The organism is Paraburkholderia dilworthii, assembly GCF_000472525.1.
Classification (GTDB): Bacteria; Pseudomonadota; Gammaproteobacteria; order Burkholderiales; family Burkholderiaceae; genus Paraburkholderia; species Paraburkholderia dilworthii.
Genome location: NZ_AWZT01000003.1, coordinates 276,298 through 293,475 on the forward strand (window position 1 = coordinate 276,298; position 17,178 = coordinate 293,475).

Annotated in this window: 17 protein-coding genes; 15 read left to right on the forward strand and 2 right to left on the reverse strand. The window is 62.9% G+C overall.

The features are described 5' to 3' along the window. Positions 1-271 precede the first annotated feature (271 nt). Positions 272-1,012 (reverse strand): aquaporin Z, encoded by a 741-nt coding sequence (gene aqpZ / locus F759_RS0107215; protein WP_027799256.1) that lies wholly within the window; start codon positions 1,010-1,012, stop codon positions 272-274. A 294-nt stretch (positions 1,013-1,306) separates the two neighbouring features. Here aqpZ and F759_RS0107220 point away from each other — a divergent pair, with 294 nt between their 5' ends. Further along, positions 1,307-1,609 carry an H-NS histone family protein gene (locus tag F759_RS0107220; RefSeq protein WP_006050891.1) on the forward strand — a complete coding sequence of 101 codons (303 nt, stop codon included), beginning with the start codon at positions 1,307-1,309 and terminating at the stop codon, positions 1,607-1,609. Between the two features lie 307 nt (positions 1,610-1,916). Here the strand turns inward: F759_RS0107220 and F759_RS0107225 are convergent, their stop codons facing one another. After that, a complete protein-coding gene (locus F759_RS0107225; protein WP_027799257.1) occupies positions 1,917-2,981 on the reverse strand; it encodes a glycosyltransferase family 4 protein in 1,065 nt (354 codons plus the stop codon). Between the two features lie 700 nt (positions 2,982-3,681). On the opposite strand from F759_RS0107225, the gene flhD reads away from it, so the two are divergent. From flhD to F759_RS0107300, 14 genes are all read left to right on the forward strand, one after another. After that, positions 3,682-4,002: a flagellar transcriptional regulator FlhD gene (gene flhD, locus F759_RS40680; RefSeq protein ID WP_027799258.1), complete on the forward strand. Its 321-nt coding sequence runs from the start codon at positions 3,682-3,684 to the stop codon at positions 4,000-4,002. Positions 4,003-4,051: 49 nt separating this feature from the next. Then, positions 4,052-4,612 carry a flagellar transcriptional regulator FlhC gene (gene flhC / locus F759_RS0107235; protein WP_027799259.1) on the forward strand — a complete coding sequence of 187 codons (561 nt, stop codon included), beginning with the start codon at positions 4,052-4,054 and terminating at the stop codon, positions 4,610-4,612. A 228-nt stretch (positions 4,613-4,840) separates the two neighbouring features. Beyond that, positions 4,841-5,701 carry a flagellar motor stator protein MotA gene (gene motA / locus F759_RS0107240; protein WP_006050895.1) on the forward strand — a complete coding sequence of 287 codons (861 nt, stop codon included), beginning with the start codon at positions 4,841-4,843 and terminating at the stop codon, positions 5,699-5,701. Positions 5,702-5,720: 19 nt separating this feature from the next. Continuing rightward, positions 5,721-6,728, forward strand: a complete 1,008-nt coding sequence (gene motB, locus F759_RS0107245; RefSeq protein WP_027799260.1) for a flagellar motor protein MotB — start codon at positions 5,721-5,723, stop codon at positions 6,726-6,728. An 85-nt stretch (positions 6,729-6,813) separates the two neighbouring features. After that, positions 6,814-7,191, forward strand: coding sequence for a response regulator (locus F759_RS0107250; RefSeq protein WP_027799261.1), 378 nt, complete (start codon positions 6,814-6,816; stop codon positions 7,189-7,191). Positions 7,192-7,277: 86 nt separating this feature from the next. After that, complete coding sequence (gene cheA / locus F759_RS0107255; protein WP_027799262.1) at positions 7,278-9,578, forward strand: chemotaxis protein CheA; 2,301 nt, start codon at positions 7,278-7,280, stop codon at positions 9,576-9,578. 63 nt (positions 9,579-9,641) lie between these two features. Next, positions 9,642-10,172: a chemotaxis protein CheW gene (locus F759_RS0107260; protein WP_027799263.1), complete on the forward strand. Its 531-nt coding sequence runs from the start codon at positions 9,642-9,644 to the stop codon at positions 10,170-10,172. Positions 10,173-10,214: 42 nt separating this feature from the next. Continuing rightward, on the forward strand, positions 10,215-12,122 hold the full coding sequence (locus F759_RS0107265; RefSeq protein WP_027799264.1) for a methyl-accepting chemotaxis protein: 1,908 nt from the start codon (positions 10,215-10,217) through the stop codon (positions 12,120-12,122). A gap of 201 nt (positions 12,123-12,323) precedes the next feature. Beyond that, positions 12,324-13,274 (forward strand): CheR family methyltransferase, encoded by a 951-nt coding sequence (locus F759_RS0107275; protein ID WP_027799266.1) that lies wholly within the window; start codon positions 12,324-12,326, stop codon positions 13,272-13,274. Further along, positions 13,271-14,116 (forward strand): chemoreceptor glutamine deamidase CheD, encoded by an 846-nt coding sequence (gene cheD, locus F759_RS0107280; protein ID WP_027799267.1) that lies wholly within the window; start codon positions 13,271-13,273, stop codon positions 14,114-14,116. Before F759_RS0107275 ends, cheD begins: the two co-directional genes overlap by 4 nt. 5 nt (positions 14,117-14,121) lie before the next feature. Further along, the gene (locus tag F759_RS0107285) at positions 14,122-15,210 is read left to right on the forward strand and encodes a protein-glutamate methylesterase/protein-glutamine glutaminase (RefSeq protein WP_027799268.1); all 1,089 of its coding nucleotides are present in this window, start codon (positions 14,122-14,124) and stop codon (positions 15,208-15,210) included. A 59-nt stretch (positions 15,211-15,269) separates the two neighbouring features. Further along, positions 15,270-15,665, forward strand: coding sequence for a chemotaxis response regulator CheY (cheY, locus tag F759_RS0107290; protein WP_006050905.1), 396 nt, complete (start codon positions 15,270-15,272; stop codon positions 15,663-15,665). A 1-nt stretch (position 15,666) separates the two neighbouring features. Beyond that, positions 15,667-16,377, forward strand: coding sequence for a protein phosphatase CheZ (cheZ, locus tag F759_RS0107295; RefSeq protein ID WP_027799269.1), 711 nt, complete (start codon positions 15,667-15,669; stop codon positions 16,375-16,377). Between the two features lie 263 nt (positions 16,378-16,640). Then, positions 16,641-17,177 (forward strand): DUF2844 domain-containing protein, encoded by a 537-nt coding sequence (locus tag F759_RS0107300; protein WP_027799270.1) that lies wholly within the window; start codon positions 16,641-16,643, stop codon positions 17,175-17,177. The last annotated feature ends 1 nt before the right edge of the window (position 17,178 follow it).

Here is a 17,178-nt window from a genome sequence, read left to right on the forward strand (position 1 = left end):
GTAAGGTCGTTGAGAAGCGCGGCGCGTAATCGCGGCTTACATCTGTATAACCGGATTAATCAAATCGATTGGTCGAACGCATCGAAGCAGCCGCCGGCGCATCCGGCAACGCGCGAGCGGCGAAGTCTCGAACCGCTACGGCAAATCGGTCTTCACGCTGCGCGAAGAAAGACGATTGTCGAAGCCGCTGCTGCGCGTCTTGAGCGCGTGTCTGCACCAAAACAAAACGGGCGCCACAGCGCCCGCTTTCTGTTCAGCCAACCGGCCGTGATTAATCGAGCGCCAGCTTCTGCGCATTGCCGCTGCGGCTCTCCGCGATCAGCGGATACAGCACGCCAGCAACCACGGCGCCGATGATCGGCGCGACCCAGAAGAGCCACAACTGATCGACCGCAGCGCCGCCTACGAACAGCGCCGGGCCCGTTGAACGAGCGGGGTTGACCGAGGTGTTTGTGACCGGAATCGAAACAAGGTGAATCAGCGTGAGGCACAGGCCGATGGCGATCGGCGCAAAGCCGGCCGGCGCGCGCTTGTCGGTTGCGCCGAGAATGACGAACAGGAAGAAGCCAGTCATGACCGCCTCGCACACGAATGCCGCGGCGAGCGAGTAGTGGCCCGGCGAGCGCTCGCCATAACCGTTGCTCGCGAAACCGCTCGCGACCAGCTCAAAGCCGGGCTTGCCCGAGGCGATCAGTGCGAGCACCGCCGCGCCGAGCACCGCTCCGACCACCTGCGCGACGATGTACGGGAGCAGCTCGCGGGCCGGGAAGCGGCCAGCCACGGTCAGCCCGACGCTGACCGCGGGGTTCAGATGGCAGCCCGAAATGTGGCCGATTGCATAGGCCATCGTCAGCACGGTCAGCCCGAAAGCAAGCGACACGCCGACGAAGCCGATGCCGAGGCCATGCACTGGGCCGGCGAAGTTGGCGGCGAGAACCGCGCTGCCGCAGCCTCCGAGCACGAGCCAGAAGGTGCCGAACAACTCGGCAGCAAGGCGCTTTGACAACTGCATGATTGGCATTCCTAAAATAATTGATGCTCTAGAAGCAGGGAGACTGAGCGCACGCTCCGGGCGGGCACCTGTCTTTGAACGCCTAATTCTAGGGAAAGACTCGCCAATCGGTTGTCAAGAATTGTCAATGCAGGCCGGCTTTACCGATTATTCCTCGATAAAGCGGTTTTACAATTCATCGACGCTAAATAATTATCAGAAGATAGCGTACTAAATCGGTGATGGTATCCATTGCGAATTTTTATAATTACAGTTAGTCTGCGAGGCGAATGAGTTCTAAAGGGGAGAACCGGAATGTCTCAATACGCAGACCTGAAGGCGCAGATCGCCAAATTGCAGGCACAAGCAGAAGAAGCCCGCCGCACGGAAATCGACAATGTGATAGCCGACATCCGCCAGAAAATCGCCGAATACGGCCTGACCGCGCAGGATCTCGGCTTTGCAGTGGCCGCCAAGCGCGGGCGTCCGCCTAAGAAGGCGCCGCTGCCGGCTAAATATCAGGATCCGAAAACGGGTAATACATGGAGCGGACGCGGCAAACCGCCGAAGTGGATCGTCGGCAAGAACCGTGAACGCTTTTTGATTGGCGCAAGCTGAGTCGTTCGCGAGTGAGTGCGAAAGCGAATTGAAGGATCATCGCGAGTCCGCGTTTACTCGACTGTGCTAATCGGACATGGAAGCGCATCCACGCCGCCATTAAAAAGCCGCCTTTGCGAGGCGGCTTTTCTATAAATGAAGCGGGATAAGTCTGAGTTACCGTTCGCGCAAACGATTCACATGGAAAAAATCGGTGTATCCGGCTCGTCAATCGGAAAGCGCATGCGGCGTATGGGCTCGGACCGCGACCCAGTGCCACGCCGTTTCAAACGCGGGCATCCAGTTCGCGCGCTCATGCTCGCTCTCGTCAACCCACCGCGACCTGGCGAAGAATCGGCCGGCGCGTGGCTTCGATCAGCGCCGAATACCCGTCCACGTAGTTGCGCGCCATCGTGTTCGAACTGAAGCGGCGCTCGAACTGCGCGCGGATCTCGCTGCGCGACAACTCGTCCAGACGCTGGAGCGCGGCCACCGCGCCTTGCACGTCCTCGACGATATAGCCCGTCACGCCGTGGTCGATCACTTCCGGCACCGAACCGCGGTTGAACGCAATCACCGGCGTGCCGCATGCCATCGACTCGATCATGACGAGCCCGAACGGCTCGGACCAGTCAATCGGAAACAACAGCGCCTTGGCGCCCGACAGGAACTCGGGCTTTTGCGCTTCGTTGATCTCGCCGACGAACTCGACATGCGCTTGCGACAAAAGCGGCTCGATCTCGCGCTTGAAGTAATCCTGATCGGCCTTGTCCACCTTGGCGGCAATCTTCAGCGGCAAACCGCTTTGTGCAGCGATCTTGATGGCTGTATCGACGCGCTTTTCCGGACAGATCCGGCCGAGAAAGGCCAGGTATTCCGGCTTCTTGTGCGCTTGCGGCGTGAGCAGTTGCTCCGGCAGGCCGTGGTAAATCGTACTCAGCCAGTTCGCCTGCGGCAGCGGCAGGCGCTGCGAATCGGAAATGGAGACGACCGGCGCGCCGGAGAACGCGTCGAACACCGGCTGCAACTCGGGCAAATCGAGACGGCCGTGCAACGTGGTCACGAAAGGCGTGTCCATCGTCGAGAAAAGCGGGAACGGCATGTAGTCGAGGTGAAAATGCAGCACGTCGAACTCGTGCGCGACCCGGCGCACTTTTTCCATCATCAGGATGTGCGGGGCTAGCGCATCGCGAATCGTCGGATCGAGGCGCAGCGCACGAGGCCAGCACGCGTCGAGCTTGGCGGAAGTCACCGAGTCGCCGCTCGCAAACAGCGTGACGTCGTGACCCTCGTCGACCAGAGCCTCGGTGAGGTAGGACACGACACGTTCGGTGCCACCGTACAATTTCGGCGGGACTGCTTCATACAACGGCGCAATTTGTGCGATTCGCATGCGTTTCTCCTGTTCAATAGGGCTTCGCACAGCGGCGCTCGAGTAGAGCGAGGAGCGAATGCCTGACGGACGGTTGGGCGCGGTAAGCCGCCGCCCGGGGGTGCTCCGAACCTGCATCGGGTAATCCCTTAGCTTCATTATCGGGATCGGCCGCGCCAATTCGAGTTATTTTTCAAACGCTTAATGTTGTTACAGCGCGAAACACGAGGTGTTACATGCATCCAGACGTGTCCGCAGGTGTTTTTTGCACGTTGTGGCCGGCGAGGCCGGCACGCCGCAAAAGCGCCGCGCCTCTTTGCAGCAAGCGCCGAGCCCGCTCCTACATTCGAAATATTACGTAGTGGTGAAAACGTCTTATAATTCGCCTCACCATTGAACGGTGCAAATGACAGGGTTATAAAACTCACCGTTCGGTTCATTCCTGCGGAATCCAATATTCACCGCGCATTGCAAGCAGCAGCGCGGCGTGTCCGAATCCCACCAGACCTTTCTCCGAGCTCAGCCATGTAGGAAAAACTCCTACATGAATGACGGATTAATCCGTCAAACAAGCTGGGTGTCTGTCCGATTTTGTTTCGCTGCCCCTTCCGAGACAATGCTCGCAAGACCAGAAACGAGCCGATCGGTGCGGTTTAGCTGCGCGCGTTCGAGCAAACGTTTCCGTAACGGCCTGACCAGCCAGATACACCCCGGGGGAATCATGAGCGCGACAAGCGATATGCTCAATGAGATCAGAGAAGTCAACCTGTCTTATCTCCTGCTCGCGCAGCGCCTGCTTCGCGAAGACAAGCCGATGGGCATGTTTCGCATGGGGATTTCGGACCAGTTAGCCGATGTGCTCGCCAGCCTGTCGCTGGCGCAGACCGTCAAGCTGGCGGCGTCCAACCAGGTGTTGTGCCGCTTCCGTTTCGACGATCACGCCGTGTTGTCGGCGCTCGCGGACAAGGGCAAATCAAGCGCCGTCGCGCAAGCGCATTCCGCGATCCTGATGGCAAGCCAGCCGGTCGAGCAACTCGGCTGATGGTAGTCCGCGGCTCAAGGCAAGCAATCGGGACGGGAACGTAAAGCGGATGGCCTATAAAAGCGTCGTGCTCGAGGTCAAGGAAATCACCCTGGCCATCGAACTGATTGAACTTGGCGCGCGTCTGCAATTGCTGGAGGCGGAAACCAGCCTGTCGCGCGACCGGCTCATCAAGCTGTACAAGGAACTGAAAGGGGTTTCGCCGCCCAAGGGCATGTTGCCCTTTTCGACCGACTGGTTCATGACCTGGCAGCCCAACTTTCACTCCTCGCTGTTCTACAACATCTACCGCTTCATGGCCGACCACGGCGGCTGCGCGACGATCCAGTCGATCGTCAAAAGCTACCGGCTCTATCTGGAGCACGTGCAGTTACACGACGACGAACCCGTGCTGAGCCTCACGCGCGCATGGACGCTCGTGCGCTTCTTCGACTCGGGGATGCTGCAAATCACGCCGTGCTGCCGCTGCGGCGGCCATTTCGTCGCGCACGCCCACGACCCGAAGCAGGGGTTCGTCTGCGGACTGTGCCAGCCTCCCTCGCGCGCCGGTAAGACAAAGAAAGTTGCCGACGCCCGCGCCCGCGAGAGCCTCGCCGCGCTCGTGGCCTGATCCGCGAGCGGGTCGCCGGCCGCGCGGCCTGCGTTCATTCCCCGTCCAGTGGGCCTTGCCGCCCGGTTGATTGCCGCGCCTGGCCTCGCGCATCGCGCGTCCGGCTGCCAGCGCCCGCCTCTGGGTTTACACCGGCGCGCCAAGCCGCTTTTCCGTCAAAGTTTTCTGTTGCGTTGCCGTAAACCAGTTTAACGACGGTCACCGTCGCTTCTTTGTGAGGGCTCCGCAGTGCTGATTTTCGTGGGAACACTCGTGACGCTTTTGTCCGTTTTCGGCGGTTACGCGCTGGAAGGCGGCCATCTCGGCGCGCTGTTGCAGCCCGTTGAAGTGCTGATGATCGTCGGCGCCGGCGTCGGCGCGTTCATCCTCGGTAACGGGATGAAAACGATCAAGGCGACGCTGCGCGTCATTCCGACCCTGTTCAAGGGGGCGAAGTACAACAAGGACGTTTATATGGAGCTGATGGCGCTCCTCTACGTCCTGCTCGCCAAAGCGCGCAAGGAAGGCACGCTGACGCTGGAAGCCGACATCGACGATCCGTCGAAGAGCCCGATCTTCACGCAGTACCCAAAGATTCTCGCCGACCATCACATTATCGAGTTTCTGACCGACTACCTGCGTCTGATGGTGGGCGGCAACATGAACGCGTTCGAGATCGAAAGCCTGATGGACGAGGAGATCGAGACGCATCACCAGGAAGGCGAGGCGCCCGCGCACGCGCTGAACAAGGTTGGCGACGCCATGCCGGCGTTCGGTATCGTGGCCGCGGTGATGGGTGTGGTGCACACGATGGCGTCCGCCGACAAGCCGCCGGCGGTGCTCGGCGAAATGATCGCGCAGGCGCTCGTTGGCACCTTCCTCGGCATTCTGCTTTCGTACGGACTGATCGGACCGCTCGCGAGCGTCGCCGAGCAGCGCGTGACCGAGTCGACCAAGATGTTCCAGTGCATCAAGGTGACGATTCTCGCCAGCCTGAACGGCTATGCGCCGGCCATTGCCGTCGAGTTCGGCCGCAAGGTGCTCTTCTCGACCGAGCGTCCGTCGTTCGCCGAGCTCGAAGAGCACGTGCGCCGCGTGAAGGCCAAGTAAGGGCACGAGAGACGAACCGATGAGCAAGGACAAAGACCGCGCCATTGTCGTCAAGCGCGCCGCGCCGAAGAAGGCGGGCCACCACGGCGGCGCGTGGAAGCTCGCGTATGCGGACTTCATGACCGCGATGATGGCGTTCTTTCTGCTGATGTGGCTGCTGAGTTCGGCATCCACGGTGCAGTTGAAGGGCATCGCGGAGTACTTCAACCAGCCGTTGAAGATCACGCTGTGGGGCGGCGACCGCAGCGCGGAAGATTCGAGCATTCTGAAGGGCGGCGGCCGCGACATCTCGACCGACGCGCAGGGTGTGACGCGCTGGACGGACGGTTCGAACAATCGCGCCGAGCGCACGGTCTCGCACAGCAGCGAAGACTCGATGAAGCAGTTGCAGGGTGAGCTGGAGCGGCGCGAGCAGGTCCGTCTGCACGATCTGCAAGTGAAGCTGATGGCCGCGATCGAAGCGAATCCGGTGCTGCGCCAGTTCAAGCAGCAGATCCGTATCGATTCGACGCTGACCGGCTTGCGCATCGAGATCGTCGACTCGCAGAAGCGGCCGATGTTCGCGACCGCGAGAGATCAGGTCGAGCCGTACATGCGCGACATTCTGCGCGAGATCGGCCACACGCTGAACGACGTGCCTAACCGCATCATCGTGCAGGGACACACCGACGCCGCGCAATACGCGGGCGGCGAGAAGGGCTACAGCAACTGGGAACTGTCCGCGGATCGCGCGAATGCGTCGCGCCGCGAGCTGGTCGCCGGTGGTATGGACGAAGCAAAGGTGATGCGCGTACTCGGCCTCGCGTCGACGCAGAACCTGAACAAGGCGGACCCGATGGATCCGGAAAACCGCCGCATCAGCATCATCGTTCTGAACAGGAAGTCGGAGGAAGCGCTCAATCATGACGACTCCACCACGACGACCTTGTCGGACGACGCAGCCGGCTCCAAGCCGCTGCTGCAAAAACTGGCGCAGCCGGTGACGGTCGCGCCCAAGGTACCGGCGACAGCGCCGGCGGCTCAGTAACGGAAAGGCGGTCGCCCGGCTGCTCCATGCGCCTCACTGGCGCGGACAGCGAGGCGGCACATAGCGTAAGTGCAGCGAGGTTTTCATGATCAGGCATATCCTGGCGATCGACGATTCGGCATCGATGCGGCAGATTCTTTCCGCGACGCTGACGGCGGCCGGCTATGAGGTGACGCTCGCGGCGGACGGCGCGGAAGGGCTCGAAAATGCGCTCGCCGTGCGGTTCGACCTCGTGTTGACCGATCAGCACATGCCGGGCAAGACCGGCCTCGATCTGATCGCCGAACTGCGCGGCAATCCGGCTTACACGGCGACGCCCATCCTCGTCCTGACGACGGAATCGGGCGAGCCGTTCAAAGCCGCGGCGCGCGAGGCGGGCGCGACCGGCTGGATTGAAAAGCCGCTCGACCCGGACATGCTGACCGAACTGGTGGCGGCGTTGGCTGAGCCAGATCAGGCGTAAAGCAAACCCTAGACAAGTTATAGAAGCTCTCGACGCTGCGGCACGGTAGCCCAGGCCTAGACAGGAACTCTCGCGGTGACCCAGGCATGACACTCGACATCACTCAGTTCTATCAGACGTTCTTCGACGAAGCGGACGAACTGCTCGCGCAGATGGAGCAGTTGCTGCTCAATCTGGACATCGCGCACCCGGACCCGGAAGACCTCGCGGCAATTTTCCGCGCGGCGCATTCGATCAAGGGCGGCGCGGCGACGTTCGGCTTTACCGCGTTGACGGAGACGACTCACATCCTCGAATCGCTGCTCGACCGTGCGCGCAACAATGAACTCGTGCTGCGCAAGGACATGATCGACACGTTCCTCGAAACCAAGGACGTGTTGTCGGGCCAGCTCGCCGACTACCGCGCGAGCGCCGAGCCGGACACGGCGGTCGCGAAGGCGATCTGCGCGAAGCTCGAACAACTGCACGCCGAGAGCCGCGGTGCCGCGGCACCGGCTGCGGCTGCGGCCGCGGCTGCCGCTGCGCCGGTGGAAGCCGCGGTGCCCGCGCCCGTCGAGGACGTCGCAACAGTAGAAGAAGGCAGCCCGCCGGAGCACGTCGTCGAACAGGCGGTGCAGGCGGCTGGCGAATGGATTGACGGCGAACCGGCACAGACCGGGCAAGCCGAAGGAACCGGCGAAGCAGATCAGGAAGCCGGTCCGCATCTGAAAATTACGCTACGGGGCGTTGATGAGAAGGACCAGGAACTCCTTGCCGAAGAGCTGGGTAACCTGGGCAATATCGTCGGGCGGGTCAAGAGCGGCGGCGATCTGACGCTGTGGCTCCAGACCGATGTCACGTCCGACGACATCATCGCCGTGTGCTGTTTCGTGATCGACGAAAGTCAGATCTCGATCGGCCGCGGAACCGCACCGGCGGACGGTGCTCAGCAAGGCGAACCTGGAACGCCCGACGCTGAGCCTTCGTCTCCGGTGCAAGCAGTACCGGCGGCTTCGGCCGCCACTCATACCGTAGCACCCCTGGCGTCCGTGGCGTCTGTAGCGCAGCCTGCTTCGACGAGCAGCGCCGCCGAGCCCGCGCCGGGCCAAGCGGCTGCGGCCAGCGCACCGGCAGCAGCTCCCGCCACGGCATCGGTCGCGGCCGCGGCGGACAACGACCGCAAGGCCGCACGTCCGGCAGCGGCGGCAGGCGGCGCGGAAGGCAGCTCGATTCGCGTGGGCGTCGAAAAGGTCGATCAGCTGATCAACCTGGTCGGCGAACTGGTGATCACGCAGGCGATGCTCGCGGAAACCACCAGCACCTTCGATCCGGCGCTGCACGATCGCCTGTTCAACGGCATGGCGCAGCTCGAGCGCAACGCGCGCGATCTGCAGGAAGCCGTCATGTCGATCCGCATGATGCCGATGGATTACGTGTTCAGCCGCTTCCCGCGTCTCGTGCGCGATCTCGCGGCCAAGCTCGGCAAGGAAGTGGAGCTCGTCACCTTCGGTCAGGCGACCGAACTCGACAAGAGCCTGATCGAGCGGATCATCGACCCGTTGACTCACCTCGTGCGCAACAGTCTCGATCACGGCATCGAAACCGTGGAAGCGCGGCGCGCGGCGGGCAAGGATTCGACCGGCCAGCTCGTGCTGTCGGCGGCACATCACGGCGGCAACATCGTGATCGAGGTCAGCGACGACGGCGCCGGCCTGCGCCGCGACAAGATTCTTGCGAAGGCCGCGAAGCAGGGCATGCAGGTCAGCGAAACGATGACCGACGAGGAAGTCTGGAACCTGATCTTCCTGCCGGGCTTCTCGACGGCGGAGCAGGTCACGGACGTGTCGGGCCGCGGCGTCGGCATGGACGTGGTGAAGCGCAACATCCAGTCGATGGGCGGTCACGTGGAAATCACGTCGCACGCCGGCAAGGGCAGCACCACGCGCATCGTGTTGCCGCTCACGCTCGCGATTCTCGACGGCATGTCCGTCAAGGTCGGCAACGAAATATTCATTCTGCCGCTGAACTTCGTGATGGAGTCGCTGCAACCGCAAGCCGAAGACATTTACACGGTCGCCAACGGCGAGCGCGTGGTGCGGGTGCGCGGTGAATATCTGCCGCTCGTCGCGTTGCACGAAGTGTTCAACGTCGACGGAGCGAAGCAGGAGCCGACCCAGGGCATCGTCACCATCATGCAGACGGAAGGGCGCCGCTTTGCGATGCTGATCGACGAGCTGGTGGGACAGCAGCAGGTGGTCGTGAAGAACCTCGAAACGAATTACCGCAAGGTGCGCGGCATTTCCGCGGCGACCATTCTCGGTGACGGCCGCGTTGCGCTGATCGTGGACGTGGCGGCGCTGAACCGCGAGTCGCGCAACGCGCATGGCGCGGCGATGAGCCTCGCATGATGTCCGTCAGATTCGCCGTAACACTCATTCAACTCAATTTATCCCAACCGTTTGGGGGCTAACGTGGCAGAAGTCCAATCTATCAATTCGAGCGTCGCGAACGCGACGAATGGTCGCCGCGACGCGCAGCAGGCCGACGCCGGCGGTCAGGAATTCCTCGTCTTCACGCTCGGCGCCGAAGAGTACGGCATCGACATTCTCAAGGTGCAGGAAATCCGCGGCTACGACAACGTCACGCGCATTGCGAACGCACCTGAGTTCATCAAGGGCGTGATCAATCTGCGCGGCATCATCGTGCCGATCGTCGACATGCGCATCAAGTTCCACCTAGGACGCGTCGAGTACGACCACCAGACTGTCGTGATCATCCTGAACGTCGCGCATCGCGTGGTCGGGATGGTGGTGGATGGCGTGTCGGACGTGTTGACGCTCGCCGTCGACCAGATCATGCCGGCGCCCGAATTCGGCGCGACGCTGACGACCGAGTACCTGACAGGGCTCGGCACCGTCGATGGCCGCATGCTGATCCTGATGGACATCGAAAAGCTGATGACGAGCCGCGAAATGGCGCTCATCGAAACGCTCGGCGCTTAACGCCCGCGGCGTTCAGAAAAGTTTGGTACAGGGAGCATTGAGATGCTAAGCAGGTGGTCGATTCGCACATCGCTCACGCTAGTGGGGATCATTCTCGTCGCGCTGACCTTGGTGGTCGGCGTGCTTGGGCTGACTGCGCTAGGCAGCGCCAGCCGGTCGCTCGACCGTATCGCGCGCGGCGATCTGGTTGCAATTCACGCGCTCGACGACGCTTCGGCATATCTGCTGCGCTCGCGTGTGTCGCTGGATCGCTTCACCGCGCTGACGGCGGCGGGCGACACTGAAACGGCGAAGAAGGTTCTGGACCGCGCAGTGGAACTCTACGGCTTCAGCAACAGAAACTGGCAGACCTACGTCGACGCGCCGAAGGCCGGCCTCGAACAGGCGCAAATGGACGAACTTCTGGCGCGCCGCACAGCGCTCGTGCGCGACGGCATGGAGCCGGAGTTCGCCGCGTTGCGCGCGAACGATATGGCCGCGTACCACGCGATCGCCGATACGAAGATCAGCCCGATGTTCGTCTCGTACGACAACGCGGCATCGGCGGTAGTCAAGAGCCTGCAGCAACAGGCGGTGGATCAGCAGGCGGACGCACAGTCGAACATCTCATTGATGACGACGCTGATCGTCGCGTTCGCCGCGCTCGCGCTGCTGCTCGTGGTCGGCCTGCGCTTCGCACTGCGCGGCCTGATCGTGCAGCCGCTTCACGACGCAACCGAATGCTTCGAACGGATCGCCGCGGGCGATCTGTCGGAAACGATCGAAGTGAGAAGCCGCAACGAAATCGGCCGCCTCTTTGCGGGCATCAAACGGATGCAGGAAAGCATGGCGTCGATGGTGACCGCGGTTCGCAGCAGCACCGAGTCGATCGACACGGGCGCGCGCGAAATCGCAATGGGCAACACCGATCTCTCGCAGCGCACGGAGCAGCAAGCCGCGTCGTTGCAGGAAACCGCATCGAGCATGGAGCAACTGACGGGCACCGTGCGGCAGAACGCCGAAAACGCGCGCCAGGCGAGCCAGCTCGCTGTGAACGCATCGGACATCGCGACGCGCGGCGGGGATGTCGTGAGCCAGGTCGTCACGACGATGCAGGATATCGCGAGCAGTTCGAGCAAGGTCGTCGACATCATCGGCGTGATCGAAGGCATTGCGTTCCAGACCAACATTCTGGCGCTGAATGCCGCAGTCGAAGCGGCGCGTGCCGGCGAACAGGGCCGCGGCTTCGCGGTCGTGGCCGGCGAAGTGCGCAGCCTCGCCCAACGCAGCGCGAGCGCGGCGAAGGAAATCAAGGAACTGATCGGCGACTCGACCGACAAGGTGCAAAGCGGTTCGACGCTCGTCGGACGCGCGGGCACGACGATGGACGAGATCGTGCAGGCCGTGCGCCGCGTGACCGACATCATGGGTGAGATCAGCGCGGCGTCCGAGGAACAATCGGGCGGCATCGAGCAGGTGAATCGCGCGGTCGTGCAGATGGACGAAGTCACGCAGCAGAATGCGGCGCTCGTCGAAGAGGCGGCGGCAGCGGCAGCGTCGCTCGAAGATCAGACGCGCCAGTTGCAGGCCGTGCTGAGCGGCTGGAAGGTCGCCAGCAGCCCGGCTCGCAGTTTCGCCGCGCCGGCCCCGCCGCAAGTGAAGGCGCGGGCAGCCGTGAGCAAGAGCAAGGCTGTGGCGAAGAGCGCGCCGCGACCGGCGCATGGCGGGGCAGCGCAGCCGACGACAGCAAGTGCAGCAACGGCGAATGCAGCGACGGCGAGTGCACCAACGGCGAATGCACCAACGGCAACCAGCGCCGCGCCGGCTTCCGGCAAGCAGCAAGCGGGCGCCGCGCGCGTCGAACCGGCGCTCAAGCCGAAGACGCCCCGCGCCGCATCCGAATCGACCGCACGACCGGCCGCCGCAAGCGTCGCCTCGGCGGGCTCGGACGCGGATTGGGAAACGTTTTAGGACATGACGAACAAACATGCAGTCATTCGGTATATCGCACCATGCGGCGCGAATCATCGAAGCACGTTCAAACGGCGTGTCGCGGGCCGGCTGCATGGTGATGGAACTTGCGGGCGGGCGCGACCCCGCGAAAACAATCCCTTGCTCGCCGGCACTTCCGTCGGGCAAGCGTGATGGCTCGTATCGCAGGCAGGAACTTTCATGATGGCAACGCGCGCACAGCAACGCACCGACCGGGCAGAACCGGTCAGATCCGGCGAACAGGGACGTGATTTCGAATTCACGTCCGCGGATTTCACACGCATTCGCGAACTGATTCACCGCGGCGCCGGTATCTCGCTGTCGGATCACAAGCGCGACATGGCGTATAGCCGTCTCGCGCGAAGGCTGCGCGCCAGAAGTCTCGACTCGTTCAAGCAGTACCTCGATCTGCTCGAAGCGGAAAACGACCCGGCCGAGTGGGAAGCATTCACAAATGCGCTTACCACGAACCTGACTGCGTTCTTTCGCGAAGCGCATCACTTTCCGATCCTCGCGGATTTCGTGACGCGCCGCGCGCAACCGGTTTCCGTATGGTGCTCGGCAGCTTCGACCGGAGAAGAGCCGTATTCGATCGCGATGACGCTCATCGAAGCGCTGGGCGAAACCGGCGCACGCCAGGCCACGGTGCTCGCCACCGATATCGACACGCAAGTGCTCGCGAAAGCCGAAGCCGGCATGTACCAGTTCGACCAGGTGAAGCACCTGTCGCCCGAGCGGCTCAAGCGTTTTTTCCTGAAGGGCACCGGCGCACATGCGGGCATGGTCAAGGTACGTCCGCAAGTGCGTGCGATGGTGCGCTTCGAGCAGTTGAACCTCACCGACCGCGATTATCAGTTGCGCACGCAGTTCGACGCGATCTTCTGCCGCAACGTGATGATCTATTTCGACAAGCCCACGCAAGCGCAAGTACTCGGGCGCTTCGAACCGTTGATGAAGTCGGGTGGTCTGTTGTTCGCCGGCCACTCCGAAAACTTCACCTACGTCACGCAGGCTTTCAAGCTGCGCGGCCAGACGGTCTATGAACTGACGCGCGATGTTGCCGGCGCGCGCGCGCCGACGCGCACGGCAGCGACAGCGAGCAGCACGTCGACTAGCGGGGTGACGATATGAGCAGCGCCTTGCCGATCGCAACCAATCTCTACTACGACAACCACTTCCAACGCCCCGGCGTGAAGCTGTTGCCCAACGAGTTCTACACCACGCACGACGACATGGTGCTCGTCACCGTGCTGGGTTCGTGCGTCGCGGCCTGCATTCAGGACCGCACGGCCGGCATCGGCGGCATGAATCACTTCATGTTGCCCGACGACGGCGCGGAAGTCGGGCAGCCCGCATCCGATTCGATGCGCTACGGCGCCTACGCAATGGAAGTGCTGATCAACGAACTGATTAAGGCCGGCGGCCGGCGCGAGCGTTTCGAAGCGAAGGTGTTCGGCGGCGGCGCGGTGCTCGCTGGCATGACGACCATCAACATCGGCGATCGCAACTCGGAATTCGTGCGCCGCTATCTTGCGCTCGAAAAGATTCGCATCGTCGCAGAGGATTTGCAGGGCTCGCATCCGCGGAAGGTGGCGTTCATGCCGCGTACGGGCCAGGTGATGGTGAAGAAGCTGCGTCTGCAGCAGGACCCGGGCGTAGCCGAGCGCGAACAGGCGCTCGTGCGGCAAAGCGCCGAAGCGCGCGCCGAGCGGCTTGCCGCCGCGAGAAAGCGCGTCGAACTGTTTGCGACACCGGCGGCTGCACGGCCTAAGGTCGAGCTGTTCGGCTCTTCCGCTGCCGCGAAGCCGAAGGTCGAATTGTTCGGCTCCGGGAGCAACGCCGCCGCCAACCCCGCAGCGAACCCCGCAGCAGGCAGCGCGAACGCGGGTGCAGCGAGGCCGCGCATCGAACTGTTCGGCTCAGCCCCGCGCCCAATCAATTCAAACAACGCCAGAACCGCAGAGGAGGCGTGAGCGCTGTGCAAAAGATCAAAGTACTTTGTGTCGACGATTCGGCGCTGATCCGCAGCCTGATGACGGAAATCATCAATGGCCAGCCGGACATGACCGTCGTCGCAACCGCCCCCGATCCGCTGGTCGCGCGCGATCTCATCAAGCAGCACAACCCTGACGTGTTGACGCTCGACGTCGAAATGCCGCGCATGGACGGCCTCGACTTCCTCGAGAAGCTGATGCGCTTGCGGCCGATGCCGGTCGTGATGGTGTCGTCGCTGACCGAGCGCGGCAATGAAATCACGCTGCGTGCGCTGGAACTCGGCGCGGTCGATTTCGTGACGAAGCCGAAGGTCGGCATTCGCGACGGCATGCTCGACTACTCGGAAAAACTCGCCGACAAAATTCGCGCCGCGGCGCGCGCGCGTGTGCGCCAGGCCGCGCCCGTTCATCATGCGGCCGCTGCCGCCGGACACGCGCCGGCCGCCGCTGCGCCGCTCTTCAACAATCCGCTGCTGAGTACCGAGAAGCTGATCATCGTCGGCGCATCGACGGGCGGCACCGAAGCCATCCGCGAAGTGCTCGTGCCGCTGCCGCCGGATGCGCCCGCCGTGCTGATCGCGCAGCATATGCCGCCGGGTTTCACAAAATCTTTTGCGCAACGCCTCAATGGTTTGTGCCGGATTACCGTTAAAGAGGCAGAGCACGGCGAACGTGTACTGCCGGGACATGCGTATATCGCCCCCGGCCACGCTCACCTGCTGCTTGCCCGCAGCGGCGCGAACTACATCGCGCATCTGTCGGACGATCCGCCGGTGAACCGGCATCGTCCTTCGGTGGACGTGTTGTTCCGCTCTGCCGCGCAGCACGCGGGCAAGAATGCGGTCGGAGTGATCCTGACCGGGATGGGGCGCGATGGCGCCGCAGGTCTGCTAGATATGAAAAAGGCAGGGGCTTACACCCTTGCGCAGGACGAGGCGAGCTGCATCGTGTTCGGCATGCCGCGCGAGGCGATTGCGCTCGGCGCGGCCGACGAAATCGCGTCGTTGCCGGATATGAGCCGGCGCGTGATGGCGCGACTTGCGTCGATGGGCGATCGCGTTCAGCGGGTATGATGCGCCGTTCGAATTGAGGCGGTCACACGCCGCACCGTGAATCAAGTAAAGGGAATCAAATGGATAAGGCAATGAAGTTTCTGGTTGTTGACGACTTTCCGACGATGCGCCGGATCGTTCGCAACCTCCTCAAAGAGCTGGGCTACGGCAACGTCGACGAAGCCGAAGACGGCCAGGCCGGTCTCGCGCGTTTGCGCGGCGGCACGTACGACTTCGTGATCTCCGACTGGAACATGCCGAACCTCGACGGTCTCGCGATGCTCAAGGAAATCCGCGCCGACGCCAACCTGAAGCACTTGCCTGTGCTGATGGTGACGGCCGAGTCGAAGAAGGAAAACATTATCGCTGCGGCTCAGGCGGGCGCGAGCGGGTATGTCGTGAAGCCGTTCACGGCTGCAACGCTGGACGAGAAGCTCAACAAGATTCTCGAAAAGATGGCCAAGACCGGGAGCTGATGTGAATCTGCCGACCAATGCACCAGGCGCCGAAGCGGTCAACGAGAGCGGCGACTTCGCGTCAGACCGCATTCTCGCTCGCATTGGACAACTGACACGCACGCTGCGTGATTCGATGCGTGAGCTCGGGCTCGACAAGCACGTCGAGCGCGCGGCCGAAGCCGTACCCGATGCACGCGACCGTCTGAAGTACATCGCGAACATGACCGAGCAGGCCGCCGAGCGCGTGCTGTCTTCGATCGATGTCGCGAAGCCGATTCAGGAGCAGTTGCAAAAAGACGCCGGCGAACTCGACGCGCGTTGGGAGCAATGGTATGCGGCGCCGATCGAACGCGCAGAAGTGCGCGCGCTGATGAACGATACGCGCGAGTTCCTGCGCGGCGTGCCCGCAGCGACCACCGCGACCAATTCGCAGCTCATGGAAATCATGCTCGCGCAGGACTTCCAGGATCTGACCGGCCAGGTGATCAAGAAGATCACCGACGTCGTGTATCTGATCGAGCAGCAGTTGCTCGGCGTGCTCGTCGAAAACATCGCGCTCGAGCGGCGCGAGCAGTTCGCGGCGCACGCGGCGGCGCTGGTCGCCGAAGTGTCGCCGACCGGGAGCCCGGAGCATCTGCTGAACGGTCCGCAGATCAATCCGGAAGGCAAGGCGGATGTCGTCCAGGACCAGTCGCAAGTCGACGATCTGCTCGCGAGCCTCGGTTTCTGAGCGGTCCGCGCACTTTCGGCGCAAGGCCAACCACTATGAATAGCAAGCCGCGCGCCCGCGCGCGGGTGCTGTTTATCGACACAAACCGCAGGCATACTACGAGGTCAAGCTGCGGCGCGGCCTGAAGGTGAACGCTATCACCAGCGGCCTGCACGAGGAGGCGCTCCTCGAAAATGCGGCCCCGTCCGTGCCCTATGATTTGCCTATATGCAGCCGGCCCGCGTGCAGCGCGCGCCGGCCAGCAGCCAGGGAGGAGTCTCGTTATGTGGAGTTGTGTACGTCGCGCCGGTTTCATTACGGCGCTTGTATTGCCTTGTTCGTTGCCGGCCGTGCAGTCCGCTCATGCGGCGCTCGGCGGCGCCCCCATGACACCCCCGACGGACGCGTCGGTTTCGTCCCGCACCCTCAAGGCCGCCGGCACCGCGGCGAGCGCCGTGATGCGCTCGGCCTCGGGCGCGGCTTCTTCCGCTTCGGCTTCAGCGTCGTACACCGTACGTGAGACCACGCTCGGCAATGGTACGGTGGTGCGCGAATATCTCGCCGCCGACGGCACTGTCTTTGGCGTCGCGTGGCGCGGTCCGCAAATGCCGGATCTGAATGAAATGCTCGGCAGTTACTTTCCTCAGTACGTCGCGGGCGTGAAGGCGGCGCGCGCGGCGCGCGGCGGCGCGCGTGGGCCAGTCGCGGTTGATCAGAGCAGCCTCGTCGTGCAGTCGGGTGGCCACATGGGCTCTTTCACCGGCCGTGCGTGGCTTCCGCCCGCACTACCCGCCGGCGTCAGCGGCTCCGACATCAAGTAAC

What these genes read in the sequence shown, in the direction of transcription:
- F759_RS0107220 (WP_006050891.1), top strand. Translation starts at nt 1,307, where the DNA reads ATGTCTCAATACGCAGACCTGAAGGCGCAGATCGCCAAATTGCAGGCA.
- F759_RS0107250 (WP_027799261.1), top strand. Translation starts at nt 6,814, where the DNA reads ATGATCAGGCATATCCTGGCGATCGACGATTCGGCATCGATGCGGCAG.
- F759_RS0107225 (WP_027799257.1), bottom strand. Translation starts at nt 2,981, where the DNA reads ATGCGAATCGCACAAATTGCGCCGTTGTATGAAGCAGTCCCGCCGAAA.
- cheA (WP_027799262.1), top strand. Translation starts at nt 7,278, where the DNA reads ATGACACTCGACATCACTCAGTTCTATCAGACGTTCTTCGACGAAGCG.
- F759_RS0107265 (WP_027799264.1), top strand. Translation starts at nt 10,215, where the DNA reads ATGCTAAGCAGGTGGTCGATTCGCACATCGCTCACGCTAGTGGGGATC.
- flhD (WP_027799258.1), top strand. Translation starts at nt 3,682, where the DNA reads ATGAGCGCGACAAGCGATATGCTCAATGAGATCAGAGAAGTCAACCTG.
- motB (WP_027799260.1), top strand. Translation starts at nt 5,721, where the DNA reads ATGAGCAAGGACAAAGACCGCGCCATTGTCGTCAAGCGCGCCGCGCCG.
- cheD (WP_027799267.1), top strand. Translation starts at nt 13,271, where the DNA reads ATGAGCAGCGCCTTGCCGATCGCAACCAATCTCTACTACGACAACCAC.
- flhC (WP_027799259.1), top strand. Translation starts at nt 4,052, where the DNA reads ATGGCCTATAAAAGCGTCGTGCTCGAGGTCAAGGAAATCACCCTGGCC.
- aqpZ (WP_027799256.1), bottom strand. Translation starts at nt 1,012, where the DNA reads ATGCAGTTGTCAAAGCGCCTTGCTGCCGAGTTGTTCGGCACCTTCTGG.
- cheY (WP_006050905.1), top strand. Translation starts at nt 15,270, where the DNA reads ATGGATAAGGCAATGAAGTTTCTGGTTGTTGACGACTTTCCGACGATG.
- F759_RS0107275 (WP_027799266.1), top strand. Translation starts at nt 12,324, where the DNA reads ATGATGGCAACGCGCGCACAGCAACGCACCGACCGGGCAGAACCGGTC.
- F759_RS0107300 (WP_027799270.1), top strand. Translation starts at nt 16,641, where the DNA reads ATGTGGAGTTGTGTACGTCGCGCCGGTTTCATTACGGCGCTTGTATTG.